The following is a 22,779-nucleotide window of genomic DNA, read 5'->3' on the forward strand; positions in this document are numbered from 1 at the left end:
AGCATGACCCTGTCCCTCCCCCTCGGCCGTCGCGCCGTATTGATCACCGGCACGGGGCTCGGCCTCGCCGCCCCGCACATCGCGAGGGCGGCCGACGCGCTGACCGTGCGCTGCGACTTCGCCCCCTGGGGCATCCAGGCGGCCATGCACGTCGCCCAGGTGAAGGGCTGGTTCCGCGAGGCCGATCTCACCGTCGACGTGCAGGACGGCCGCGGCTCCGGCAACACGCTGCAGCTCGTGAACGCGGGGCAGGTGGATGTCGGCCAGATCGCGGTCGGCCTGCTGCCGCAGGCTCGCGACAACGGCGCCACCGTGCGCTCCATCGCCTGCTTCGGCCGCAAGACGGACCTCGCCGTCATGGTCGACGCGGACGGGCCGCTGCGCGCGCCGGCCGATTTCCGCGGCAAGACGCTCGTCTGCTTCGCCGCCTCGCCCTGGGCGCCCTATATCGACGCCTGGCTGCGCGCCGGCGGCCTCGACCGCACCACGGTCAACCTGCAGATGCTCGACCCCGCCGCGATCTGGGGCACCTATGCGACGGGCCGCGCGGACGGGCTGATGTCCACGCTCCCCTCCGCGCTGCCCTCCGTCACGCGGCAGCGGCGCAGCCGCGGCGTGCTGGCGGGCGACGCCGGCATCAACTTCCCGAGCTACGGGCTGGTCGTCACGGAGGCGACGCTCGGCCGCAAGCGCGAGGCGCTGAAGCGGCTCGTCGCCACGCAGCAGCGCGCCTGGGCGCATATCAAGACCAACGTCCAGGACGGCGTGGACGCCATGCTGCGTCAGCGGCCGGACGCCCGGCTCGACCCCGCGGTGCAGAAGGAGCAGATCGAGCTCACGCTCGACTTCTTCGAGACGCCCTCCACGGTCGGCAAGCCCATCGGCTGGCAGTCCGAGGAGGACTGGACGGCGGCGCTCCGCTCGCTCGAGACCGCGAACGCCGTACGCCCCGGCTGGAACATCGCCAACTACTACACCAACGACCTGATCGGCTGATGGCCGCCTGCGTCGAGGTCCTGTCGGCTGGCCGCATCTACGGAACGGCGCGCGGCGGGGTCGTCGCCTTGGCCGATGTCTCCATGGAGATCGGCGACGGGGAGTTTTTATCCCTGCTCGGCCCCTCCGGCTGCGGCAAGAGCACGCTGCTGCGCTGCATCGCCGGCCTCGACAAGCCGAGCAGCGGCGAGATCCGCGTGCGCGGGCAGGGGCTGTCCGGCCCGCCGCGGGACATCGGCATGGTCTTCCAGCGCGACGTGCTGCTGGACTGGCGAACCATCCTCGACAATGTCCTCCTCGGTGCCGAATTCCAGGGGCATTCGCGCCGCGGCGAGAAGGGCAGGGCGCTCGTGGAGCGTGCCAGAACGCTGCTGGACCGCTTCGGCATCGCCTCCTGCGCCGACCGCCATCCCTGGGAGCTCTCGGGCGGCCAGCGCCAGCGCGCGGCGATCTGCCGCGCACTGCTCTGCGAGCCCGAGATCCTTCTCATGGACGAGCCCTTCGGCGCGCTGGACGCGATGACGCGCGACGACCTCAACCTCGAACTGTCGCGCATCATGGGACCGCGGGACGCGGCGGGAGCCAGGACGGTGGTCTTCGTCACCCACTCGATCGCCGAGGCGGTCTATCTCTCCGATCGCGTCGCGGTGATGTCGGCCGGGCCGGGCCGCGTGGCGGAGGTCTTCACCATCGACCTGCCGCGTCCGCGCCCGCTCTCCGTGCGCGAGACGCCGGAGTTCACGCGCTACGTCGCCGCCATCCGCGACCTCTTCACGCGCCTCGGCGTGGCGCAGCACTGAATGCTGGAGGCATTCTGGCACCGCTCCGCCGGCCTGCGCAGCACGCTCGCCACCCTGGCCGTGATCCTGCTGCTGTGGGAAGCCGCCGTCTGGTGGTTCAGGCCGCCGGTCATCCTGCTGCCCGCGCCGAGCGGCATCATCCGGGACTTCTTCCAGACGCCTTCCTACTACCTGCGGCAGGCGTCTATGACGCTGTGGGTGACGCTGGTGGGCTTCGGCCTCGCGACCGTGCTCGGCGTGGCGCTGGCGGTGCTGATCGTCAGCTCGCGGCTGCTGGACCGGGTGATCACCACGGTGCTCGTCATCCTGAACAGCCTGCCCAAGGTGGCGCTGGCGCCGCTCTTCGTGATCTGGATGGGCATCGGCGCGGAGCCGAAGATCGCCATCACGCTGCTGCTGGCGATCTTCGCCATCGTGGCCGACGTGGCGCTCGGGCTGCGCTCGGTCGATCCGGATGCGCTGGCGCTGGCCCGCGTGAACCATGCGAGCCGCTGGGCCATCCTCACCAAGATCCGGCTGCCCAACGCGCTGCCGGCGCTCTTCGTGGGCATGAAGGTCGCGATCAGCTTCGCGCTGGTGGGCGCGATCGTCGGCGAGTTCGTCGGCGGCTCCGGCGGGCTCGGCTTCGTCATCCTGACGGCCCAGGGGCAGTTCGACACCACGCGCGTCTTCACGGCGCTGACCCTGCTGGGCCTCATGGGCACGGTGCTGTTCTACATGGTCGAGGCCGTCGAGCGGCTGGCGCTGCCCTGGCACACCTCCCAGCGCAACGAGCATTCAGGCGCGCACCGGTGACGCAATCATGATAATCTCCAGGCATCGCCTGGTCATGCAGGAAGGAGCCAGATGATGGTCAAGCATGTGCGCTGCGGCAGCTTCTTCGCCGGCGACACCACGACGGCGCAATCCGACTGGACGCTGTGCTTCGACGATTCCGGCATGGTCGCCTTCAGTGGCGCCACGTCCACCGCGCCGCCGGTCGGCATCTCCGACACGGTGCTCGATTATTCCGGCCTCTTCGTGATGCCCGGGCTGCACGACGTCCACACCCACCTCGCCTATGGCAATGCCAAGACCGAGGAGGACATCGACCTCTACCAGCCCATGGAATTCCGCGCGATCCGCGGCCTCTTCTTCGCCCAGAAGGTGGTGGCCGCCGGCTACACCTCGATCTGCGCGCCGGGCGATGCCGGGCAGATCAGCCTCTCCGTCCGTGATGCCATCAATTTCGGCCTCTTCGAAGGCCCGCGCGTCACCGCCGCCGGCCGCTACCTCACCACGCGCCAGGGGCTGACCGACTGGTACCCGACCTGGATCGGCGTGCCCGACACCTCCATCGGCCGGCTCGTCACCTCCAAAGAGGAGGCGATCGAGGAGATCCGCGTCCAGGCCAAGAACGGCGTGGACTGCATCAAGCTCGCCATGGACGGCACGCAGACCCGCCCCGACGGCGAGCTGATCGCCGCCTTCAACCAGGACGAGACCAATGTGATGGTGGCGGAGGCGCATCGCCTCGGCCGCAAGGTGGTGTGCCATGCCGTGGGCCGGGAGGCGACGCTCTACGCCGCGCGCGCCGGCATCGATCTGATCTTCCACGCCTACTACCTCGACGACGAATGCCTGGAGGCGATGGTGAAATCGGGCAGCGCCATCGGCCCGACCATGACGTTTCCCCGCAACATCGTGGACTTCACCCAGCCGCACGAGCCCGCCGGCATCAAGGGCCGGCCGAGCGCGGTGCAGCGGCAATACGAGATCGGCTGCGCCAACCTGCAGAAGGCGCGCAAGGCCGGCGTGCCGATGCTGACCGGCACGGATTCCGGCTTCGCGGTGACGCCCTATGGCGAATGGCACGCGATGGAGCTGGAGATCTTCGTCCGCGACCTCGGCTTCACCCCGGGCGAGGCGCTGCGCTGCGCGACCTCGGTGACGGCGGGTTTCATGGCCAAGGGCGACAAGCTCGGCGTGCTGGAGCCCGGGCGCTTCGCCGACTTCATCGCCGTCGAGGGCTCGCCGCTGGAGAACATTTCCCTCCTGCAGGACAAGTCGCGCATCAAGCATGTCCACATCGCCGGCAAGCGCATGCAGATCCCCGAGCGCGGCTATGACCCGCGCCAGGTGACCGACAAGAGCTGGTCCAACTGGACCGAGCTCTACACGCAGGAGCACGTGAAGGAGCTGCGCCTCAAGCGCATGAACCTGGCGGCGGAATAGCCTCGTGGCACGCCATGCCGAGATCGCCGGCGCGGGCTTCGCCGGCCTCGCCGCCGCGGCGGCGTTGTGTCAGCGCGGCTGGACCGTGCGGGTGCACGAGAAGAACGACGAGCTGCGCGCCTTCGGCGCCGGCATCTTCATCTGGGACAACGGGCTGCGCGTGCTGCAGGCCATCGGCGCCTATGATGCCGTGCTGGACGGCGCCTTCGCCGCGCCACGCTACGATTCCCGCACCAATGGCGAGACGCTGGTCTCGCAGCCGATCAACCGGCCCGGCGAGTACCGTCTGCTGACCATGAGCCGCCAGCATCTCTACAAGGCGATGCTGGCCGCGGCGCTGCGGTCCGGCGCCGAGATCCTCACCAGCTCCGAGGCGGTCGGCGCCGATCCGCGCGGCGAGCTGCTGATGGCCGATGGCCGCCGCCTGCCCGCCGACCTCGTGATCGGCGCCGACGGCGTGAGATCCGCGGTGCGCGACTCGCTCGGCTTCGACGTGGCGCGGCGCCGCTACGAGGACGGCATCATCCGCGTCCTCACCGACCGCGCGACGCTGAAGGGCGAGACCTGGGACCACGTGATCGACTTCTGGCGCACCGGCGAGCGCCTCCTGCGCATCCTCTACACGCCGAGCGGCCCGGACCTGCTCTACATGGCCATGATGGCCCCCGCCGCCGACCGCGAGGCCGCCGGCGTGCCCGTGCGCCCCGCCCCCTGGATCGAAGCCTTCCCGGAGCTGGAGCCGGTGCTGACCACCCTCGGCGACCGCGGCCGCTACGACGTCTACGAGACCACCAAGCTCGACCGCTGGTCGTCCGGCCGTGTCGCCATCGTCGGCGACAGCGCCCACGCCATGCCGCCGACCCTCGCCCAGGGCGCGGGCTGCGCCATCACCAATGCGCTCGGCCTGGCCGTGGCGCTGGACGAGACGGACACGGTCGAGGCCGCGCTGCTGCTCTGGGAGGCCCGTGAGCGGCCGCTCACCGACCACACCCAGCGCCGCGCCGCGGAGATCGCGGCCAGCCGGGCGCTGGCTTCCGGCATGGCCTGGGACGACGAGGGCCTGCGCGCCGCCCGCCACATCCCGACCGGCACCTCCGCGTCCTTCGCGATGGGCTGACGCCCTTCAGCCCGGCGCGGAAAACCCCGCGAAGGCCGCGTCCACGATCCGGTCGATGAAGGCGTCCGTCACCGGCTCGCCGGAGACGATCTTGCGGTAGTAGACCGGCCCGTAGATCGCATCCAGGAACTCGTCCGGATCCGTCCCCGCGGCCACCTCGCCCGCGCGGATCGCCTGCTGCAGCAACAGCCGGGTCTGCGCCCGCCGCGGCCGCGCGATCTGCTCGGAATAGGCCTCGGCCAGCATCGGGTCGGTCTGCTTGGCGCCGATCAGCGCGGTGATCGCCTGGCCTTCGGCGCTGTTCAGCAGCCGGTTCGTCGCCTTGAGCTGCCGCCGGAAGCGGTCGCGGAAGCTTTCCGCCGGCCCGTCCTCGGCGATGGGCGCCATCCGCGCCGAGACGCAGGCCAGCGCCACCGCCGCGCGATTCGGCCACCAGCGGTAGAGCGTCGTCTTCGCCACCCCCGCCCGCGCCGCCACCGCCTCCATGGTGACGGCGTGGAAGCCGCCCTCGGCCAGCAGCTCCGCCGTCGCGGCCAGGATCTTCTCCCGCGCCTCGGGGCTGCGCGGGCGGCCCCGGCGCGGGGCCTCGGCCGCTGCGGCGGCTTCCGTCACTCCGCCGTGCCGGCTTTCGGCCGGCGCTCGGCGAGGCCGATGGGCGGGCGGCGGACCGATCGGCGCTGCGCCGCCTCGCGCACATCCTGGGTGACGACCCGCACGCGGCTCTCATAGGCACGGCGGATATGCGCCCGCGCGGCCTCCTCCGCCCGGACGGGGTCGCGCGCCAGGATCGCGGCCACGATCTCCGCATGCTCCTCGATCGCGCTGCCGGCCCGGCCGGGATCGTGATAGGTCGTGCGGCCCAGCAGGGGCACGAAGTTCAGCAGTGCCTGTAGGCTCTTGAGCAGGAAGCGGTTGTGCGCGGCGCGGTAGATGTGCCCGTGGAAGGCCTGATTCTCGCGCGCCTGGGCCCGGGGATCGTCGCCGAGGCTGCGCATGCCCTCCAGGATGGCGCGCAGGATGCCCATCTCCGTCGTGTCGGCATGGCGCGCGGCCAGGGCGGCGGCCGTGCCTTCCAGCGATTCGCGCGTGGCATAGAACTCCGCGATGGCCCGGAGGTCGTAGATCGCGACCGCGAGCCCGCCGCCGGCGGCATGCTCCAGCAGCCCCTCGGCCTGGAGGCGGCGCATGGCCTCGCGCACCGGCGTGCGGCTCACCCGCAGCCAGGCCGAGACGTCGACCTCCATGATGCGCTGCCCCGGCTCGATGGCGCCTTCCCGGATGGCCTCGTGCAGCATGTCGTAGGCCCATTCGTTCCGGCCCCGTGCGCCGCGGCCTTCCTCTTCCGGAGGTGCCTCGGTCAGATCCTCGATCGTCATGCTCCTTCTAACGTCCATGGCCATCATCCGCCGCAGGACCCAAGGCAAGGCCCTGCTGCAGTGCAGAATCTATCGGCCGCGCCCGACGCCGTGCAAGGACGCGGTCCCGCCCGCTCTACTGGGGCTCGATTCCGGCCATCCGCACCCGCTCGCCCCAGGCCGAGATCTGCTGCGCGAGGAAATTGCCGAAGTCGGCGGAGCCCATGCGCAGCGGAGCCAGGCCGAGCGCCACGAGCCGTGCGGCGAAGGCCGGATCCTTCACGACCGTGTCCAGCGCCGCCTCCATCTGCCGGACGATCTCCGGCGGCGTCGCGGCCGGTGTGACCATGGAGAACCACACGCCCGCATCGAAGCCCGGCAGCGTGCTGGCCAGCAGCGGCATCTCCGGCGCGAGCGCGAAGGGGTGTGCCAGGCTCTGCGCCAGCAGGCGGATGCGGCCGGACCGGCCCTGCTCGAGGCCGGGGCCGAAATCCGCGAAGGTGAGGTCGATGCGGCCGACGGAGAGGTCCGTCAGCACCTCGGCGGTGCCGCGATAGGGCACGCCGGTCAGCTTCAGCCCGGCCATCTGGGCGAGCATCGCCCCCATGATGAGCCCGCCGGCATTGCCGTGGCCATAGGTCAGGTCGCGGCCGCGGACGGCCGCCAGCCAGCTGGCCACGTCCGTGCCGGGTGCGTTGGGCGGCGTCGAGAGGATATAGGGCTGCTCGGCGATGGCGCCGACGGGCGCGAAGTCGCGGATGGGGTCGTAGGGCAGCCGGCGCACCGTGTGCGGATTGATGGCGGCGACCGAGGCGCCCATCATCAGCAGCACCGTGCCGTCGGCCGGCGCGTTGACCGCGGCCTGGGCGCCGATGACGCCGTTGCCGCCCGGGCGGTTCTCCACCACGATCGGCTGCCCGACCACGCGGCTCAGCGGATCGGCGATGACGCGGGCCAGGATGTCGGTGCCGCTGCCCGGCGGGAAGGGCACGATGAGCCGGAGCGGGCGTTCCGGCCAGGCGGCGCGGGCGCGGCCGGCGGGCAGCAGGCCAGGGAGTGCAAGGGGAAGCGCCAGGGCGAGGCGGCGCGGCAGGTTCGGCATCATGTCAGGCGGCTCCGAGCTGGCGTGTGGTCGCGCGGACATCGTGCGAGTCGATGGACAGGATGGCGTCGCAGGCGCGCCGAGCCTGGGCCGGCGTGAGGTGCATCTCCGCCGCCAGCAGGAATTTCCGGGTGGCCGCCGCGCGGTCGAGCTGGCGCTCGCCGGCGCCGCTGTTCACGCGGACATGGCGGAAGAGGCGCGTGCCGTCCCGCAGCGTCACCTCGACACCGCCCGAGAAGAACTCCGGATAGCCGGTGTCGGGGTCCGCCTCGCAGCGGGTGATGGCGCAAAGGGCCAGCGTGCGCGGATCCTTCAGCGCCTCCGGCCGCAGCTCCGCCAGGCCGAAATGCCCGAGCCGCAGGCAGGTGGCGATGATGAAGGGCGCGCTGAACTTGGCGGCGTACTCGCCCTGCGGGCGCGCTTTCTCGGCGGCGGGCTCGGCGATGATCGGCAGCGTGATGGCGGGGACCAGGATGCGGATGCCGGCGATGGCGTCCGTATCCGGAATCTCCTCCCGCAGCATGATGGCCGCATCGGCCGCGCCATGTGCGAAGTGGCAGACCGGGTAGGGCTTGATGGCCGTGTCGGCGAGGTGCCAGCGCGTGCCCAGCCCGGCGTCCAGCTCCGACAGCTCGGCCTCGGCCATGTGCGACTGCAGGTGCGAGTCGAAGAGCGCGAATTTCCCCTCATAGGGCCGCGTCGGGCCGACGAAGCCGTGCTTCGCCAGATGGGCGGCGGTGATGCCCGCCACCGCGCCCCAGCCGGGGTGGAAGCGCTTGGTCCAGGCGCCCTCCTCGAGAAACACCTGGACGCCCGAGGCCGTGCTGGCGGCGATGCCCTGCGCGCAGGTGATCCCTGCGGCGTCCAGGCCCAGCAGCTTTCCGGCCACGACAGCGCTGGAGAAATGCGAGATCACGCCCGTCGCATGGAAGCCGGTGTGATGAAAGCCGCCGCGCGCGGCCAGGCCGATGCGGATGGCGGTCTCCATCCCGGCGACGTAGGCGACCATCAGCTCGCGCCCGTGCACATCGAGCGATTCGGCCAGGGTCAGCGCGCAGGGCAGGCTCGCCGCCGTGGCGTGGACGATGCTGGCGAGGTGCGTGTCGTCGAAGTCGAGCCCGTGGATCAGCAGGCCGTTGGCCAGCGCCGCGTCGCGCAGCTTCAGGCGCAGCGTGCGGCCGAGCACGGTGCAGTCGCCCGGCCCGCCCAGCGCGGCGATGCCGGCCAGCGCCTTCTCCGCGAAGGGGAAGGCGTTGGAGGCGAGGCCGACGCCGAGCCCGTCCAGGATCTGGATCCGCGCGCGCTCGCGCACCGCCTCGGGGATATCCTCGTAGGTGAGGTCGGCGGCGAAACCGGCGATGCGTTCCGCGGGCTTCGTCGTCGTGGCGGCGGCGAGCACGTTCATGAAGGTTCTCCGCTATTCCGGTTGGATGCCGGCGAGCCGCACGCGCTCGCCCCAGAGCACGAGCTGCTCCTGCAGGAAGGTGCCGAACCGCTCGGCCGTCATGTGGCGCGGCACGAAGCCCTGGCGGGCGAAGCGATCGCCCAGCGCGGGGTCGTCGATCGCCTTGTTCAGCGCGATGGCGGCGCGCTCGATGATGGGCTGTGGCGTCCCCGCCGGCGCGGCCAGCCCGTACCAGACGGTGAGGTCGTAGCCCGGCACCGTGGCCGAGAGCGGCGGCACCTCGGGCACCAGCGGGAAGGGGTTCAGCGTGGTGATGCCGAGCGCCCGCACCCGCCCGCCGCGCACCTGGGACAGGCCCGGGCCGAGATCGGTGAAGGTGCCATCGATGCGGCCGGCCATCACGTCGGTCAAGGCCTCCGGCCCGCCGCGATAGGGAATGGGCTGGACCCGCGTGCCCGTCGCCTGGCCGAGCAGGCTGACGGCGATGAGCGAGGCGGAATTGCCGTAGGAGAAGGTGGCCTCGCCGTTGCGGCGCCGGAGGTAGTCGATAAAGCCGGCCATGTCGCGCGCGGGATGGTCGGCGGCGACCACGAGGATATAGGGCATCTCCGCGATGAAGCCGATCGGCGCGAAGTCGCGGATGGGGTCGTAGGGGATGCGCCGCAGCGTGTGCGGATTCACCGACGCGCCGGAGGTGCTGTAGATCAGCAGCGTGTTGCCGTCCGCGGGCGAGCGTGCCGCGTTCTCCGTGCCGACCACGCCGTTGCCGCCGGCGCGGTTGTCGATGATGACCGGCTGCTCCAGCTCGCGCGCCAGGGCCTCGGCGAAGGGGCGCGAGAGCGTGTCCGTGGCGCTGCCGGGCGGGAAGGGGACGACGAGCCGGATCGGCCGGTCGGGCCAGGCCGCTCGCGCGGCGCCCGGGAGGAGGAAGGGCGCCGCCAGCCCGGCGAGGGCGGCGCGGCGCCGGAAGTCATGTCCCTTTGGCATCTTGTTCTTCTCCTCCCCTGCGGTGCGCTTCTCCGGCGCTATCCGCCGTGTTTCTCGCGCCAGGCGATGGTCCGCGCGACGCCGTCGCGCAGCGACACCGCCGGCTTCCAGCCGATCTCGCTGATAGCCTTGGCCGGCGAGAAGCCGAGATGGTCGCCGCCGGCCGATTTCACGGCGCGCGTGTCCTCGCGGTATTCCGGCTCCAGCTTCGAGCCGCAGACATCGAGGATGGTGCGGACCAGCTCGGTGTGCGTGGTGTCCACGCCCGTGCAAAGGTTGAAGACCTGCGCGCCCTGGCCGTTCAGCATGGCCGCGATGCAGCCGGCCGCGACGTCGGTGACGTAGACGTAGTCGTGCACCTCGCGCCCGTCGCCGACGATGACCGGGCGCTCCCCACTGACGATGCGGTCATACGTCTCCGCGATGAAGTTGGCGTTCACGGCGCGGGCGTGCTGCCGCTCGCCATAGACCGAGGAGAAGCGCATGCCGCTGAAGCCCAGGCCGTATTTCTGCGCATAGAGCCGGCCGAGCTGCTCCCCCAGCAGCTTGGTCGTGCCGTAGACGGCGGCGATCGGCGAGACGGACGACATGAGGGAGGGGCTGTCCTCCGTCAGCGTGTCGGCGGCCATGTTGCCGTAGGCCGCGACGGAGGAGGAGAAGACCACGTGGCGCACCTGGGCCAGCCGCGCCGCCTCCAGGATGTTCACCATGCCCTCGGTGTTCACGGCCACGCCCAGCGGGGGATTCTGCGACATCGGCAGGGTCAGGAAGCCGGCCAGGGCGAAGATGCCGTCCACGCCCGCCGAGGCCTCGACCAGCTCGTTGAGCCGCAGGATGTCGCCGCGGATGCGCTTCACCCGGGCCTCGCCCTCGAGATGGGCGATGATCTCGGGCGTGCCGAGCGAGAAGTTATCGAGCAGCCGGACTTCGCTGGCGCCGGCCGCCAGCAGCTGGTCGGCCAGATGGGAGCCGATCAGGCTCGCCCCGCCACAGATCAGATACGCCTTGCCGGCAGCCGATCGGCTCATTCGCACTCCCTTCCCGCGATCCCGCTTCAGCTGGGGGACCTGCGTTGTTCGCCTTGGACGAGGGGGAGGTTTCCATGGCTTCCAGGCCAAGTCAATGCGGCGGCGTTCTCATGCATACATGAGAATCCAGAAATGTGCTTGTCGGCCTGATCGGCGTGCCGTAGCCTGCCGGGCAACGGTTCAACAAGTCGGGGAGGCGTGGCGTGGCCCGGTCGGGGGCGTGCCCAGCACATCCCGGGCGCGCGCGTCGGGATTCGCGATGAAGGAAGTTCGCCTCCTCTCCACCAGTGCCATCCTGGGCTACGGCTTTCCGGAGGCCTCGCTCGAAGCGGGCATGGCCCGCAAGCCGGATATGATCGGTGTCGATGGCGGCAGCGTGGATCCCGGGCCCTACTATCTCGGTGCGGGAAAGCCCTTCTGCTCGATCATGGCGATCCGCCGCGACCTGCGGCTCATGCTGCGCGCCGCCATCAAGGCCGGCATTCCCCTGGTGATCGGCACCTCCGGCGGCAGCGGCGGCGAGCCGCATCTGCAGACCGTGGCCGGTCTGGTCCGCGAAATCGCCCGCGAGGAGGACCTGCACTTCCGCCTTGCGCTGATCCACGCCGAGCCCGACCGGGGCGACCTGCTGGCCCGCCTCGCCGCCGGCCGCGTGCATCCGCTGGCCGGCCTGCCGCAGCTGGAGCCGGCGGTCGTCGAGCGCGCCACCCGCATCGTCAGCATGATGGGGCCGGAGCCCTTCCTGGAGGCCATGGAGGCCGGCGCCCAGGTCATCCTGGCCGGACGATCCAGCGACCCCGCCCCCTGGGCGGCCGCCTGCCTCCGCGCGGGCCTGCCGCCGGCGCCGGCCTGGTACGCCGGGAAGATGCTGGAATGCGGCGCCACGCCCTCCATCCCCAAAGGGCATGACTGCCTCTTCGTGACGGTGCGCGAGGACCATGTGGATTGCGAGCCGCTGAACCCCATCCGCAAATGTACGCCGCTCTCGATCGCGAACCACAGCCTCCATGAGAACTCCAGCCCGATCCACCACATCGAGCCGGGCGGCCTGCTCGACACCTCCGACTGCCGCTTCGACGCGCTGAGCGACCGCGCGGTGCGGATCTCCGGCATGAGCTGGGAGAAGAAGCCCTACACGGTGAAGCTGGAGGGCGTGGAACTCGCCGGCTATCGCAGCGTCTGCGTCTGCGGCACGCGCGACCCGCTGCTGATCGGCCGCATCGACACCTTCCTCCAGGAGATTCGCGGCATCGTCGCCGAGAAGGCCGCCGCCTTCGGCGCCACGCCGGAGAAGTACAAGCTCACCTTCCGCGTCTATGGCCGCGACGGCGTGATGGCGGAGCGCGAGCCGCTGCGCGACGTGACGCCGCACGAGCTCGGCTTCGTCATCGAGGTCGTCGGCGAGACGCAGGAGGTCGCGACCGCGGTACTCGGCATCGCCCGCACCAACATGCTGCACACGGATTTCCCGGGCCGCCTCTGCCGCGAGGGCAACATGGCCTTCCCCTTCTCGCCGTCGGACATCGAGGTGGGCGCCGTCTATCGCTTCAGCATCTACCACGTGCTGGAGCTGGACGACCCCTGCGAGCTCTTCCCCATCGAGTACGAGGAGGTCTGAGGCGATGGCCCTCATCCGCGACATCGCGAAGGTCTGCAAGAGCAAGAACGCCGGCCCCTTCGAGCTGACCATCGACGTCGTCTTCGACGATCCCGCCCTCTACCAGCGCGTGAAAGCGAGCGGCGTGCTGGGGCCGGAGCTCTTTGCGCGCCTGTACGGCGTCAGCGCCAACCAGGTGCTGTTCACGCCCTACGACGCCGCCTCCGCCTTCAAGGCCACGTTTCCGCGCCTCGTCCCCTCGGGCGACGTCGGCGACACCGATGTCTACGGCTGCCAACAGCACGCACCGCTGCTCGACGTCGACCTCCCCGTTTAAGCAAGAAATCAGGAGCGCCAAGCATGCCGAAACAGCCCCGCCAGATGGCCATGGTGGCCTTCCTCCAGGCCCAAAATTGCTCGAACCTGCCGGGCTCGTGGCGGCATCCGGCCTCGATGCCGGACATGATGTCGCCCGACTACTACCAGCGCATCGCCCGCGTGCTGGAGGACGGCAAGTTCCACATGGCCTTCTTCGACGACCGGCTGGCCATGCCCGACATCTACGGCAACGACTTCCGGAACACCGTGGCCCACGGCGTGCGCGCGGTGAAGCTCGATCCCGTATCGGTGATGCTGGCGATGGGCATGGTCACGTCCAAGCTCGGCCTCGGCGCGACCTATTCGACGACCTACTACGAGCCCTACCACGTGGCCCGCGTCTTCGCGACGGCGGACCTGATGACCAAGGGCCGCATCGCCTGGAACGTCGTCACCTCGCTCAACAATTCCGAGGCGCTGAACTTCGGCAAGGACGAGCATCTGGAGCACGACCTCCGCTACGACCGCGCCGACGAGTTCATGGAAGTGGTGATGGGCCATTGGGGCGCCTGGGAGGATGACGCGCTCATCCAGGACAAAGAGGGCGATCGCTTCGCCGATCCGGACAAGGTGCAGCGCCTCGACCATCAGGGAAAATTCTTCCGGTCCCGCGGACCTTTCACCGTTCCGAGGTCTCCGCAGGGCCATCCGGTGCTGCTGCAGGCCGGGCAGAGTGGGCGCGGCAAGGCCTTTGCCGCGCGCTGGGGCGAGGTGATCTTCGTCGTCTATCCGAGCCTGGAGGCCGGCAAGAAGCAGTATCGCGAGTTCAAGGATGCGGTGGCCGCCGCCGGGCGCGACCCCGACCAGGTGACGGTGGCGCCCGCCTGCTACGTCATCCCCGCCGAGAGCGCCGACATGGCCGCCGAGAAGAAGGCCATCATCGAATCTACCGCGCGGCCAATCGACGGGCTGACCCTGCTCTCCGAGGTGCTGAACTATGATCTCGGCCGCAAGCCCTATGACGAGCCGCTGACCGATGCGGAGCTCGGCGCGCTCTCCTGGCACGGCTTCCGCGACCGCGTGGTCACGCTGAGCGGCAAGAAGAACCCGAGCGTGCGCGACTTCGTGGAGGTCTCCGGCCGCGGCACTATCCGCGAGCACCACGCCTTCGTCGGCACGCCCAAGATGATCGCCGACCAGATGGAGGAATGGTTCGTGGGCGGCGCCTGCGACGGCTTCGTCATGGCGGCGACGCACATGCCCGGCTCCTACGAGGATTTCGTGCGCCTGGTGGTGCCGGAGCTGCAGCGGCGCGGCCTTTATCATAAGGACTATGCCGGCTCGACCTTGCGGGAAAACCTGGGCATCGCCCGGCCCACCGCCGCGCAGTGCCGGGACTATGCGCGCCCGCTGCAGGACGCGTGATCGCCTTCGCTTGACTCTTCCGATACGTGACGTAGCGTAAAGGCAAGGCGGCGCCGTCAACGGACGCCGCGACGGGAGTTGAGCATGGTCCAGGGCCTTCGCCGCAGGGGGCGCCAATGAGTGGCGTCTACGACCTCTACGCCATCCGCTACGCCGCGCGTGCGGCGAAGCGCCACGAGCACTTCATCGGCGGCGATCCGCACGACGCGCCCATGCCCATGGACTACTTCGTCTGGGTGGCGGTCGATGGCGACCGCGCCGTCGTCGTGGATACCGGCTTCACCGAGGAGGTCGCGATCCGCCGCAAGCGCGAGTTCCTGCGTTGCCCGATCGAATCGCTGAAGCTGGTCGGCGTCGATCCCGCCAATGTGCAGGACGTGGTTCTGACGCATCTGCACTACGACCACGTCGGGAACTTCCACAAATTCCCCGTCGCGCAGTTCCATCTCCAGGAGCCGGAGATGCACTACGCCACCGGCCGCTACATGCGCTTCCCGAAGCTCGCGCATTCCTTCGAGCCGGACGACGTCGTCGGCATGGTGCGGCTGAACTTCGCGCGACGCGTGCGCTTCTACAACGGCATGAAGGAGCTCGCACCGGGCATCACGCTCCACCGCATCGGCGGGCATTCCGCGGGGCTGCAATGCGTGCGCGTGAACACGGAGCGCGGGCCCGTGGTGCTCGCCTCCGACGTCACGCATTTCTACGAGAACATGGAAAGCGGCCGGCCCTTCACCACGGCCTTCCATGTCGGCGAGATGCTGGAAGGCTTCGAGACACTGGAGGAACTGGCGCCCTCGCATGAGCACATCATCCCCGGCCACGATCCCGAGGTGATGCGCCGCTATCCCGCGCCGCGGCCGGATCTCGCGGGCATCGTCGCGCGGCTCGACGTGGATCCGGTGGGCGGGCCGGCGCCCGGCCCCAGCCATGCGCATCACTGAGAGGGCCGGGGCATGACGCAGACCATCGCCGAGATCCTCGCCGATCACTATGTGGGGCTCGGCATCGCCGACATCCCGGCGAAGCACCTGCGGGACGGCAGGACGCTGGTGCGCGACTATCTCGGCGTGGCGCTCGGCGGCAGCGTGACGGACAGCGCGCGCATCGCGGCCGAATTCGCCGTCGAGACCGGCGGCAAGCCGGAGGCCACGATCATCGGCCATGGCGGGCGCGTGCCGGCGGTGCATGCGGCGCTGGCCAACGCCATCGCCTCTCACAGCATCGAGCTCGACGATGTCGACGTGCTCGCGCTGTTCCATTTCAGCCCTCCGGTGGTCTCCGCGGCACTCGCCGCCGCCGAGCGCGCGGGTTCGAGCGGCGCCGACTTCCTCGCCGCGGTGGTCGCCGGCTGCGACATGATGGCCCGCGCCAGCAACGCGACGAACATCTCCCTACGCAACCGCGGCTTCCACACCACGCCGACCTGCGGCGTCTTCGGCGCCACGGTGGCAGCCGGTCGCCTGCTCGGCCTCGACCGTGAGCAGATGGTCTCGGCCCTCGGCCTGGCGGGCGCGCAGGCCTCCGGCCTGATGGAGATGTACGGCCCCTCCATGCAGAAGCGCTTCAACCCGGGACCGGCGGCGCGCAACGGCGTCACGGCGGCTGTCATGGCGAAGCTCGGCTTCACCGGCGCGGCCACCATCTTCGAGGGCGAACGCGGCTTCTGCCGCACCTTCTCCGATGAGATCGACCTGGACGCGCTGACGAGGGGCCTCGGCACCGACTTCCCCATCTACCTCGAGTACAAGCCCTATTCCTGCGCGCGCCCGATCCACAACGCGATCGACTGCGCGCTGGAGGTCCGGCGGCAGCTGAAGGAGCCGGTCTCCGCCATCACGGCGATGACCATGCGCCGCCATCCCGCCTGGGCGCACTACCACCTCAACCCGCGCCCGAAGACCTACCACGAGGCGCAGGTGAGCCTGCCCTATTCGCTCGCCATCGCGCTGATCGAGGGCGGCGCGCTGCCGCCGCAATACCAGGACGACAAGCTCGACGAGCCGGAGGTCCTGCGCCTCTCCGACCTGCTGCAGATCGTCACGGACGAGACGCTGCCGCGCGGCGTCTCCTGCGCGCTGGTGGTCGAGACCGCGGGTGGGCAGATCCTGCGCTCGCAGGTGGACCATCCCAGCGGCTCCATCGAGAACCCGATGAGCGAGGAGCAGATGCGGCGCAAGGTGCATCTCCTCGGCGATCCCGTCATCGGCGCCGATTCCGTCGGACGGCTGATCGACATGACCGGCCGCATCGAGGACCTGCCGGATATCGGCGGGCTCCTGCGCTGCACGATCCCGGCGCCGGCCATGGCATGACCGCCCTGCCGGAATACGAGGTCTTCGCCATCCGCTACGCCACGCGCGGCGCGCGCCGCGCGGAGGCCTTCATCGACCCGGACCCGCATGATGCCGGTCCGCTCGGCATGGACTACTTCATCTGGGTCGCCCGCAGCGCGGAGCAGACGGTCCTCATCGACAGCGGTTTCAGCCGCGAGGTCGGCGAGCGCCGAGGCCGAATCTTCCTGCGCTGCCCGGTGGAGACCCTCTCGCTGCTCGGCATCGATCCGGGGCAGGTCGAGCACGTCATCGTCACGCATCTCCACAACGACCACGCCGGCAACCTGACGCTCTTCCCGAAGGCCCAGTTCCATCTGCAGGACCGAGAGATGGCCTTCGCCACGGGGCGGCACATGCGCCACCATTGCTGCGGCCGCGCCTATGAGCTCGACCACGTCCTGGAGGCGGTGAAGCTGAACTACGGCGGCCGCATCGACTTCCACGACGGCGCCGACGAGATCCTGCCCGGCCTCACCGTGCATCCCGGCAGCGGCCACACGCCGGGCCTGCAGTTCGTGCGCCTCTGGACGCGCCGCGGCTGGCTCGTGCTCGCCTCGGACACCGCGCATTACTACGAGAATCTCAGCGCCTCGCGGCCCTTCCGGCTGGTCTTCAGCGTGGGCGACGCGCTCGACACCTTCCGCTCGCTGGTGCGGCTCGCCGGCGACGCGGACCGCATCGTCCCTGGCCACGACCCGCTGGTCATGGAACGCTACCCGGCACCGGAAGAGAGTATGAAAGGCATCGTCGCCCGGCTGGACTGACGGCCCAACAAACCCAGGAGGAAAAAATGTCCCAAGACAAGATCTCCCGCCGCCATGTGCTCGGAGCCGCCGCTGCAGGCGCCGCGCTCGTCTCCGGTGACGGCCATGCGCAGACCTATCCCGAGCGTCCCATCCAGATGGTCGTCGGCTTCCTGGCGGGCGGCTCCAACGATTCCGTCGCGCGGATCATCGCGCCGCGCCTCGGCGAGGTCCTGGGCACCACGGTGGTGGTGGACAACCGCACCGGTGCCAGCGGCACCATCGGCACGCTCTATGTCGCCCGCGCCGAGCCCAACGGCTACACGCTCGCTCTGGCCGGTGCGAGCCCGCTCGCCATCAGCCCGCACACCTATGCGAACATCCCCTACGACACCGCCCGCGACTTCGCCGGCGTCGCCGCTGTGGCGATGACGCCGGAGGTCATCTGCGTCAATCCGGCGCTCGGCGTGCGCACACTGGCCGAGTTGGTCGCGCTGGGGAAGCGGCAGGACCTGACCTTCTCTTCTTCCGGCAATGGCGGCCTGCCGCATCTGGCGATCGAGCTCCTGCGAACGGCGGCCGATCTCCGCATCACGCACATCCCCTATCGCGGCGCGATGCCGGCGATCATGGACGCGGTCTCGGGTCAGGTGAATGGCGTGATCATGGATTTGCCGCCGCTCGTGTCGTTGATCCGTGAGGGCAAGCTGCGGGCGCTCGCCGTCACCAGCGAGCATCGCACGCCCCTCCTGCCGGAACTGCCGACGACCGTCGAACAGGGTTTCCCGAACCTGCTGGCGGTGAACTGGCTCGGCGTGATGGCGCCCGCGCGCACGCCGCGGCCGATCATCGACAAGCTCCACAGGGTCATCACCGAGGTCGCCGAATCCGCCGAGGTGCGCCAGAATTTCCGGGACCAGGGCATCGAGGCCATGACCATGCCGACGCCCCAGGCCTTCGACGAGTTCGTGAAGCGCGAGACCGAGCGCTGGGGCGTCATTGCGCGGGCCGCGGGCGCCCGGGCGGATTGAGCAGAGGGATTCGATGATGGGAAAGACCGGTTTCGTGGGGCTGGGCAACATGGGCGCGCCCATGGCCCGCAACCTGCTCAAGGGCGGCTACGAGCTGGTCGTGCACGACATCGATCCGCGCAAGGTGCAGGCGCTGTCCTCCTTCGGCGCCGCGGTGGATGCGACGCCGGCGGCCATTGCGCGCAGCACCACGCGGTCCATCTGTCTGGTGGACACCACGGCGCAGGCGGAATCCGTGATCATGGGCGCGGATGGATTCATCCAGGGCGCGGCGCCCGGCCATGTGGTCCTCTGCATGAGCACCATCGACCCGCTCGCGCTGCGGCGCATGGGGGGCGAGCTGGCCAAGCGCGGCGTCGCCCTGCTCGACGCCCCGATCAGCGGCGGCGTGGTCGGAGCGGAAGCGGGAACGCTGACCGTGATCGTCGGCGGCGCGAAGGAGGTCTTTGCCGAGTGCGAGCCGATGTTCCGGCTCTTCGGCAAGAATGTGTTCCATGTCGGCGCGCTCGGCAACGGGCTCGCGATGAAGCTGCTGAACAACATGCTGCTCCAGGTGAATGTCGTCGCTGTCGCGGAGGCGATGGTGATGGGCACCAAGGCCGGGCTCGATCCGAACCAGATCGTGGAGGTGATCAGCGTCTGCACCGGCCGCAGCAGCGCCTTCGAGCGCAGCGCGCCGCGCATGATCAAGCGCGACTTCACGCCCGCCGGCACCATCGACATCTCGTTCAAGGACCAGGAGCTGGAGACGGGCTTCGCCAAGGCGCTCGGCGTGCCGATCCTGCTCGCGAACGTGACGCAGCAGGTCTACCAGATGGCGCGCGCGGCGGGCTACGGGAAGGAAGAGGGCGCCTCGGTCGTCAAGGTGCTGGAAGCGATGGCCGGGGTGACGGTCGGCGGCAAGGTCTGAGCCGCCGACCGTTTCGTCCTACTTCTTGTCGGCGTCGAGCACCGCCTGAACGGCCTGCGGATCGCACTTGATCGTGACGCCGGCGCGCTCGAGCTGCAGCTTCATCGGGACGCGCGAATCCAGCGCATCCCAGCCGCGGTTCCGCCCCTCGGTCATTTCCTCCATCACGAGGTTGCAGAGCCGCATCGGCACGCCGACCTCGCGTCCCAGCCCGACCGCGAGGCTCACATCCTTGTGCGCCAGCTTCAGCGCGAAGGCCGGCGGGTCGTACTTGTCGATGAGGAACTGGTCGGCGATGCGGTCGAAGGTGCGGCGTCGGCCGAGCGAGCCCTGGCGCACGGCCTTCCACAGCTCCAGCGGCTCCATTCCCGCCTTCACGCCCATGGAGAAGACCTCGGCCATCACCGTCTGGATCGCGTAGCCGGACATGTTGTGCACGAGCTTGGCCACGGTGGCCGAGCCGATCGGCCCGATATAGGCGGCCTGGTCGCCGATCGCGTCGAGCACCTTCTTGTGCTTGTCGTAGGTCGGCTTGTCGCCACCCACCCAGATGGCGAGCTTGCCGGATTGCGCGCCCTTCGGCCCACCGCTCACCGGGGAGTCGAAGGCCTGCGCGCCCTTCTCCGCCAGCGCGGCATGCACGCGGCGCATCATCGCCTGGCTGTTGGTCGAGAGGTCGAAATAGGCCATGCCGGCATGCGCGCCCGCGGCGATCCCGTCCGGCCCGAAGACCACCGCCTCGACTTCCGGCGGACCGGGCAGCGAGGTGAAGACGACGTCGCATTGCTCGGCGACCTCGCGCGGCGTCGCCGCCCATTCCGCGCCGGCGGCGACAGCCCCGTCGGCCGCGGCCTTGCGCATGTCGTTCACGACGAGCTTGTACTGCGACTTCTGCAGGTTGGCGGCCATGCTGGCGCCCATGGTGCCGAGGCCGATGAATCCGATCTTCATGACGGCTATGCTCCCCCTTTGGCCTTCTTGTCTTCGTCTTCGAACACGTCGACGGCGACATGCGAGGCGGTCATCGCCGCGGGCCAGCCCGCATACATCGAGAGATGCGTGATGATCTCCGCGACCTGCTCGCGCGTCAGCCCGTTTCCGAGGCCGCGGGTGATGTGGCTCTTGAGCTGATCTTCCCAGCCCAGCGCGACCAGCGCCGCGATGGTGACGATGCTGCGCTCGCGCTTGGTGAGCTGCTCGCGCTCCCAGAGGTCGCCGTAGACGTAGGTGTGCGTCATCTCCACGAGCTTGGGGAAGTGCGGGTTGATGCGGTCGCGCCGCGCGGAAGGTGGGGCTGCCATGGGCGTACTCCTGTTGTGGTGGGGGAAGTTGCGGGTCGTCAGTCCACCCGCGTGCCGGTCTCGGCGATCACCCGCTGCCAGCGCGTGGTCTCGCGCCGCGCGAGGTCGACGAACTCCTCCTGCGTGCCGCTGGCGGGATCGACGCTGAGCTCGATCATCCGCGCGCGCATCGCCGGCCGCGCGAGCATCTCCGCGGCGGCGCGGTGCAGCGTGGCCTGCGCGGAAGGCGGCGTGCGGCGCGGCACCAGGATGCCGTACCAGGTGCTCATCGCCGCATCGGGAAAACCGGAATCGGCGGCCGTCGGCAGATGCCGCAGCGCGGGCGCGGAGGTGCGATCGCTCAGCGCGAGGATGCGCAAGCGGCCGGCCTCCAGGTAGGAGACCGTCTCGGGCGCGGGAAAGGTCATCAGGTCGAGCCGCCCGGCGAAGAGATCGAGGAAGGGCGCAGAGCCGCCGCCATAGGAGACGTTCTCGAAGCGCAGCTGCGTCGCCGCCTGCAGCAGGATGTTCGCGAGATGCGACGAGGTCCCGCTGCCGGAGATGCCGGCCAGCAACGGGGCCGATCGGCTTCGCGCCAGCTCCACCAGCCCGCGCAGGTCGCGCGCCGGGGATTCCGGACGGACGGTGATGGCAATCGGCGTGTAGCCCAGCAGGACGACCGGCGAGAGATCCTCCTGCTTCCAGCGCAGGCGGTCGCCGTAGAGCGCGGGATTCACCGCGAAGGCCGGCGACGCCAGCACCATGGTGTAGCCATACGGCTCGGCGCGCGCCGCCGCCTCGAAGGCGACGTTGCCGCCGGCGCCGGGGCGGTTTTCTACCGGCACGGGCTGGCCCAATGCGGCGGAAAGTTCCTGCGCCGCGAGGCGCGCGATGATGTCGCTGGTGCCGCCCGCGGCGAAACCGACGATGAAGCGGATCGGACGTTCAGGATAGGCGGCGCGTGCGGAGCCGATCGACACGACAACCAAGGCACAGCCAAGCAGCGCGAGGATTTTCCTCTGCATGTGAACGCCTCCTTCTTCGTTGATTCGATCTTAGGCCGACTGCACGTCCTAGCAACCCGACACATCGATGCTACGCTAGGAAAAACGGGGGAAACACGCATGACGGCGCGCAATCGGCGCGTGCTCTACGCGCGACGTCCAAGGGAGAAGCTGACCGCGGATTGCTTCGTGCTGGACGAGGGGCCCGTGCCGTCGCCCGGTGTGGGGCAGGTCCTTATACGCAACCGTTTTCTCTCCATCGATCCCTACCAGCGCCGGCAGATGATGGGCGTGCAGGGCTATCCGACGGAATTGCGCGAAGGCGGCGTGATGATCGGCCGCGGCGTCGGCGAGATCGTGGAAACCCGCGATGCGGATTGGCGCGTCGGCGAGACGGTGCTCGGCGATGTCGGCTGGCAGCACTACGCGGTCATGGACCCCCGTGCGCTGCGGCGCGTGGATGCCGGCGTCGATCCGCTGTCCCTGCATCTCGGGATGCTCGGTCCCTCCGGCGAGACGGCGTGGTATGGCCTCACGCAGCTCGGCCGTCCGGAGGCGGGACAGACGGTGCTGGTCTCCGCGGCGGGCGGCGCGGTGGGCAGCGCCGTCGGGCAGATCGCACGGATCCTCGGCTGCCGCGTCCTCGGCATTGCCGGCGGCGCGGAGAAATGCGCACGTGTCGTGAGCGAGTCCGGCTTCGACGCCTGCCTGGATCATCGCGACCCGGAGCTGGAGCGCCGCATCGCGGAGGCCGCGCCCTCCGGCGTGGACGTGTATTTCGACAATGTCGGCGGCGCTGTGCTGGATGCGGTGCTGCCGAGCCTGGCCATGCGCGCGCGCATCGCGCTCTGCGGCCTCATCGCGCATTACGACACGTCGCGGCCCTTCGCCTTCCGCCACCTGATGCGGCTGCTGGACCAATGCGTGACGCTGACCGGATTCCGCATCGGCTTCGTCGCGCCGGAGCTGCGCGCGACCGCGCGGCGGCAGCTCATCGAATGGTGGCGCGAGGGACGGCTGCGAGCACAGGAGACCGTCTCCGACGGAATCGAGACCGCACCATCAGCGCTCATCGGCCTCCTCGAGGGCGGCAACATGGGAAAGCGCATCGTGCGACTGGGAGAGGACTGA

Annotated in this window: 23 protein-coding genes; 14 read left to right on the forward strand and 9 right to left on the reverse strand. The window is 69.9% G+C overall.

The annotated features are described in order from the left end of the window. Window positions 1-3: 3 nt before the first annotated feature. The 5 genes from AC1ROY_RS21330 to AC1ROY_RS21350 are packed head-to-tail and all read left to right on the forward strand — an operon-like array spanning window position 4 to window position 5,127. Window positions 4-996: an ABC transporter substrate-binding protein gene (locus AC1ROY_RS21330; protein WP_493150896.1), complete on the forward strand. Its 993-nt coding sequence runs from the start codon at window positions 4-6 to the stop codon at window positions 994-996. After that, a complete protein-coding gene (locus AC1ROY_RS21335) occupies window positions 996-1,796 on the forward strand; it encodes an ABC transporter ATP-binding protein (RefSeq protein ID WP_493150897.1) in 801 nt (266 codons plus the stop codon). Before AC1ROY_RS21330 ends, AC1ROY_RS21335 begins: the two co-directional genes overlap by 1 nt. Further along, window positions 1,797-2,591: an ABC transporter permease gene (locus AC1ROY_RS21340; RefSeq protein ID WP_493150898.1), complete on the forward strand. Its 795-nt coding sequence runs from the start codon at window positions 1,797-1,799 to the stop codon at window positions 2,589-2,591. A gap of 51 nt (window positions 2,592-2,642) precedes the next feature. Beyond that, on the forward strand, window positions 2,643-4,010 hold the full coding sequence (locus tag AC1ROY_RS21345) for a metal-dependent hydrolase family protein (protein ID WP_493150899.1): 1,368 nt from the start codon (window positions 2,643-2,645) through the stop codon (window positions 4,008-4,010). Between the two features lie 4 nt (window positions 4,011-4,014). Then, on the forward strand, window positions 4,015-5,127 hold the full coding sequence (locus AC1ROY_RS21350; RefSeq protein ID WP_493150900.1) for an FAD-dependent oxidoreductase: 1,113 nt from the start codon (window positions 4,015-4,017) through the stop codon (window positions 5,125-5,127). A 6-nt stretch (window positions 5,128-5,133) separates the two neighbouring features. Here the strand turns inward: AC1ROY_RS21350 and AC1ROY_RS21355 are convergent, their stop codons facing one another. The 6 genes from AC1ROY_RS21355 to AC1ROY_RS21380 all read right to left on the reverse strand — a co-directional run bounded on the left by AC1ROY_RS21355 (window position 5,134) and on the right by AC1ROY_RS21380 (window position 11,004). After that, complete coding sequence (locus AC1ROY_RS21355; protein ID WP_493150901.1) at window positions 5,134-5,739, reverse strand: TetR/AcrR family transcriptional regulator; 606 nt, start codon at window positions 5,737-5,739, stop codon at window positions 5,134-5,136. After that, the gene (locus AC1ROY_RS21360) at window positions 5,736-6,503 is read right to left on the reverse strand and encodes a GntR family transcriptional regulator (protein ID WP_493150902.1); all 768 of its coding nucleotides are present in this window, start codon (window positions 6,501-6,503) and stop codon (window positions 5,736-5,738) included. The genes AC1ROY_RS21355 and AC1ROY_RS21360 overlap by 4 nt, the downstream gene beginning before the upstream one ends. A 115-nt stretch (window positions 6,504-6,618) precedes the next feature. Next, window positions 6,619-7,587 carry a Bug family tripartite tricarboxylate transporter substrate binding protein gene (locus AC1ROY_RS21365; RefSeq protein ID WP_493150903.1) on the reverse strand — a complete coding sequence of 323 codons (969 nt, stop codon included), beginning with the start codon at window positions 7,585-7,587 and terminating at the stop codon, window positions 6,619-6,621. A 1-nt stretch (window position 7,588) separates the two neighbouring features. Beyond that, a complete protein-coding gene (locus AC1ROY_RS21370) occupies window positions 7,589-8,989 on the reverse strand; it encodes an MmgE/PrpD family protein (RefSeq protein ID WP_493150904.1) in 1,401 nt (466 codons plus the stop codon). A 12-nt stretch (window positions 8,990-9,001) separates the two neighbouring features. Then, the gene (locus AC1ROY_RS21375; RefSeq protein WP_493150905.1) at window positions 9,002-9,976 is read right to left on the reverse strand and encodes a Bug family tripartite tricarboxylate transporter substrate binding protein; all 975 of its coding nucleotides are present in this window, start codon (window positions 9,974-9,976) and stop codon (window positions 9,002-9,004) included. Between the two features lie 38 nt (window positions 9,977-10,014). Next, complete coding sequence (locus tag AC1ROY_RS21380; protein WP_493150906.1) at window positions 10,015-11,004, reverse strand: NAD-dependent epimerase/dehydratase family protein; 990 nt, start codon at window positions 11,002-11,004, stop codon at window positions 10,015-10,017. 259 nt (window positions 11,005-11,263) lie between these two features. On the opposite strand from AC1ROY_RS21380, the gene AC1ROY_RS21385 reads away from it, so the two are divergent. The 8 genes from AC1ROY_RS21385 (at window position 11,264) to AC1ROY_RS21420 (ending at window position 19,364) form a co-directional block, all read left to right on the forward strand. Next, window positions 11,264-12,622, forward strand: a complete 1,359-nt coding sequence (locus AC1ROY_RS21385; protein ID WP_493150907.1) for an acyclic terpene utilization AtuA family protein — start codon at window positions 11,264-11,266, stop codon at window positions 12,620-12,622. 4 nt (window positions 12,623-12,626) lie between these two features. Further along, the gene (locus AC1ROY_RS21390) at window positions 12,627-12,938 is read left to right on the forward strand and encodes a DUF4387 domain-containing protein (protein ID WP_493150908.1); all 312 of its coding nucleotides are present in this window, start codon (window positions 12,627-12,629) and stop codon (window positions 12,936-12,938) included. 23 nt (window positions 12,939-12,961) lie between these two features. Further along, on the forward strand, window positions 12,962-14,344 hold the full coding sequence (locus AC1ROY_RS21395) for an LLM class flavin-dependent oxidoreductase (protein ID WP_493150909.1): 1,383 nt from the start codon (window positions 12,962-12,964) through the stop codon (window positions 14,342-14,344). Between the two features lie 116 nt (window positions 14,345-14,460). Next, on the forward strand, window positions 14,461-15,288 hold the full coding sequence (locus AC1ROY_RS21400) for an N-acyl homoserine lactonase family protein (protein WP_493150910.1): 828 nt from the start codon (window positions 14,461-14,463) through the stop codon (window positions 15,286-15,288). A 12-nt stretch (window positions 15,289-15,300) separates the two neighbouring features. Next, complete coding sequence (locus tag AC1ROY_RS21405) at window positions 15,301-16,659, forward strand: MmgE/PrpD family protein (RefSeq protein ID WP_493150911.1); 1,359 nt, start codon at window positions 15,301-15,303, stop codon at window positions 16,657-16,659. After that, entirely contained in the window at window positions 16,656-17,444 is a 789-nt protein-coding gene (locus AC1ROY_RS21410; RefSeq protein ID WP_493150912.1) for an N-acyl homoserine lactonase family protein, read from the forward strand. The genes AC1ROY_RS21405 and AC1ROY_RS21410 overlap by 4 nt, the downstream gene beginning before the upstream one ends. A 26-nt stretch (window positions 17,445-17,470) precedes the next feature. Beyond that, window positions 17,471-18,454 carry a Bug family tripartite tricarboxylate transporter substrate binding protein gene (locus AC1ROY_RS21415; protein WP_493150913.1) on the forward strand — a complete coding sequence of 328 codons (984 nt, stop codon included), beginning with the start codon at window positions 17,471-17,473 and terminating at the stop codon, window positions 18,452-18,454. Window positions 18,455-18,470: 16 nt separating this feature from the next. Continuing rightward, a complete protein-coding gene (locus tag AC1ROY_RS21420) occupies window positions 18,471-19,364 on the forward strand; it encodes an NAD(P)-dependent oxidoreductase (protein ID WP_493150914.1) in 894 nt (297 codons plus the stop codon). An 18-nt stretch (window positions 19,365-19,382) separates the two neighbouring features. Here AC1ROY_RS21420 and AC1ROY_RS21425 read toward each other — a convergent pair whose 3' ends face one another. Genes AC1ROY_RS21425 through AC1ROY_RS21435 form a run of 3 tightly spaced genes read right to left on the reverse strand, consistent with a single transcriptional unit; the run spans window position 19,383 to window position 21,669 of the window. Then, entirely contained in the window at window positions 19,383-20,315 is a 933-nt protein-coding gene (locus tag AC1ROY_RS21425; RefSeq protein WP_493150915.1) for an NAD(P)-dependent oxidoreductase, read from the reverse strand. Between the two features lie 5 nt (window positions 20,316-20,320). Further along, window positions 20,321-20,665, reverse strand: coding sequence for a carboxymuconolactone decarboxylase family protein (locus tag AC1ROY_RS21430; protein ID WP_493150916.1), 345 nt, complete (start codon window positions 20,663-20,665; stop codon window positions 20,321-20,323). Window positions 20,666-20,703: 38 nt separating this feature from the next. Next, window positions 20,704-21,669, reverse strand: coding sequence for a Bug family tripartite tricarboxylate transporter substrate binding protein (locus tag AC1ROY_RS21435; RefSeq protein WP_493150917.1), 966 nt, complete (start codon window positions 21,667-21,669; stop codon window positions 20,704-20,706). Between the two features lie 99 nt (window positions 21,670-21,768). Between AC1ROY_RS21435 and AC1ROY_RS21440 the strand changes: the two genes are divergently transcribed. Then, entirely contained in the window at window positions 21,769-22,779 is a 1,011-nt protein-coding gene (locus tag AC1ROY_RS21440; RefSeq protein ID WP_493150918.1) for an NADP-dependent oxidoreductase, read from the forward strand.

The organism is Roseococcus sp. GW821-FHT12F05 (assembly GCF_058806835.1).

Bases quoted from the DNA above. Each gene is read 5' to 3' on its own strand.
- AC1ROY_RS21385 (WP_493150907.1), top strand. From the start codon at position 11,264: ATGAAGGAAGTTCGCCTCCTCTCCACCAGTGCCATCCTGGGCTACGGC.
- AC1ROY_RS21420 (WP_493150914.1), top strand. From the start codon at position 18,471: ATGGGAAAGACCGGTTTCGTGGGGCTGGGCAACATGGGCGCGCCCATG.
- AC1ROY_RS21435 (WP_493150917.1), bottom strand. From the start codon at position 21,669: ATGCAGAGGAAAATCCTCGCGCTGCTTGGCTGTGCCTTGGTTGTCGTG.
- AC1ROY_RS21415 (WP_493150913.1), top strand. From the start codon at position 17,471: ATGTCCCAAGACAAGATCTCCCGCCGCCATGTGCTCGGAGCCGCCGCT.
- AC1ROY_RS21335 (WP_493150897.1), top strand. From the start codon at position 996: ATGGCCGCCTGCGTCGAGGTCCTGTCGGCTGGCCGCATCTACGGAACG.
- AC1ROY_RS21405 (WP_493150911.1), top strand. From the start codon at position 15,301: ATGACGCAGACCATCGCCGAGATCCTCGCCGATCACTATGTGGGGCTC.
- AC1ROY_RS21440 (WP_493150918.1), top strand. From the start codon at position 21,769: ATGACGGCGCGCAATCGGCGCGTGCTCTACGCGCGACGTCCAAGGGAG.
- AC1ROY_RS21365 (WP_493150903.1), bottom strand. From the start codon at position 7,587: ATGATGCCGAACCTGCCGCGCCGCCTCGCCCTGGCGCTTCCCCTTGCA.
- AC1ROY_RS21360 (WP_493150902.1), bottom strand. From the start codon at position 6,503: ATGACGATCGAGGATCTGACCGAGGCACCTCCGGAAGAGGAAGGCCGC.
- AC1ROY_RS21425 (WP_493150915.1), bottom strand. From the start codon at position 20,315: ATGAAGATCGGATTCATCGGCCTCGGCACCATGGGCGCCAGCATGGCC.
- AC1ROY_RS21395 (WP_493150909.1), top strand. From the start codon at position 12,962: ATGCCGAAACAGCCCCGCCAGATGGCCATGGTGGCCTTCCTCCAGGCC.
- AC1ROY_RS21380 (WP_493150906.1), bottom strand. From the start codon at position 11,004: ATGAGCCGATCGGCTGCCGGCAAGGCGTATCTGATCTGTGGCGGGGCG.
- AC1ROY_RS21410 (WP_493150912.1), top strand. From the start codon at position 16,656: ATGACCGCCCTGCCGGAATACGAGGTCTTCGCCATCCGCTACGCCACG.
- AC1ROY_RS21330 (WP_493150896.1), top strand. From the start codon at position 4: ATGACCCTGTCCCTCCCCCTCGGCCGTCGCGCCGTATTGATCACCGGC.
- AC1ROY_RS21370 (WP_493150904.1), bottom strand. From the start codon at position 8,989: ATGAACGTGCTCGCCGCCGCCACGACGACGAAGCCCGCGGAACGCATC.
- AC1ROY_RS21430 (WP_493150916.1), bottom strand. From the start codon at position 20,665: ATGGCAGCCCCACCTTCCGCGCGGCGCGACCGCATCAACCCGCACTTC.
- AC1ROY_RS21340 (WP_493150898.1), top strand. From the start codon at position 1,797: ATGCTGGAGGCATTCTGGCACCGCTCCGCCGGCCTGCGCAGCACGCTC.
- AC1ROY_RS21390 (WP_493150908.1), top strand. From the start codon at position 12,627: ATGGCCCTCATCCGCGACATCGCGAAGGTCTGCAAGAGCAAGAACGCC.
- AC1ROY_RS21345 (WP_493150899.1), top strand. From the start codon at position 2,643: ATGATGGTCAAGCATGTGCGCTGCGGCAGCTTCTTCGCCGGCGACACC.
- AC1ROY_RS21400 (WP_493150910.1), top strand. From the start codon at position 14,461: ATGAGTGGCGTCTACGACCTCTACGCCATCCGCTACGCCGCGCGTGCG.
- AC1ROY_RS21375 (WP_493150905.1), bottom strand. From the start codon at position 9,976: ATGCCAAAGGGACATGACTTCCGGCGCCGCGCCGCCCTCGCCGGGCTG.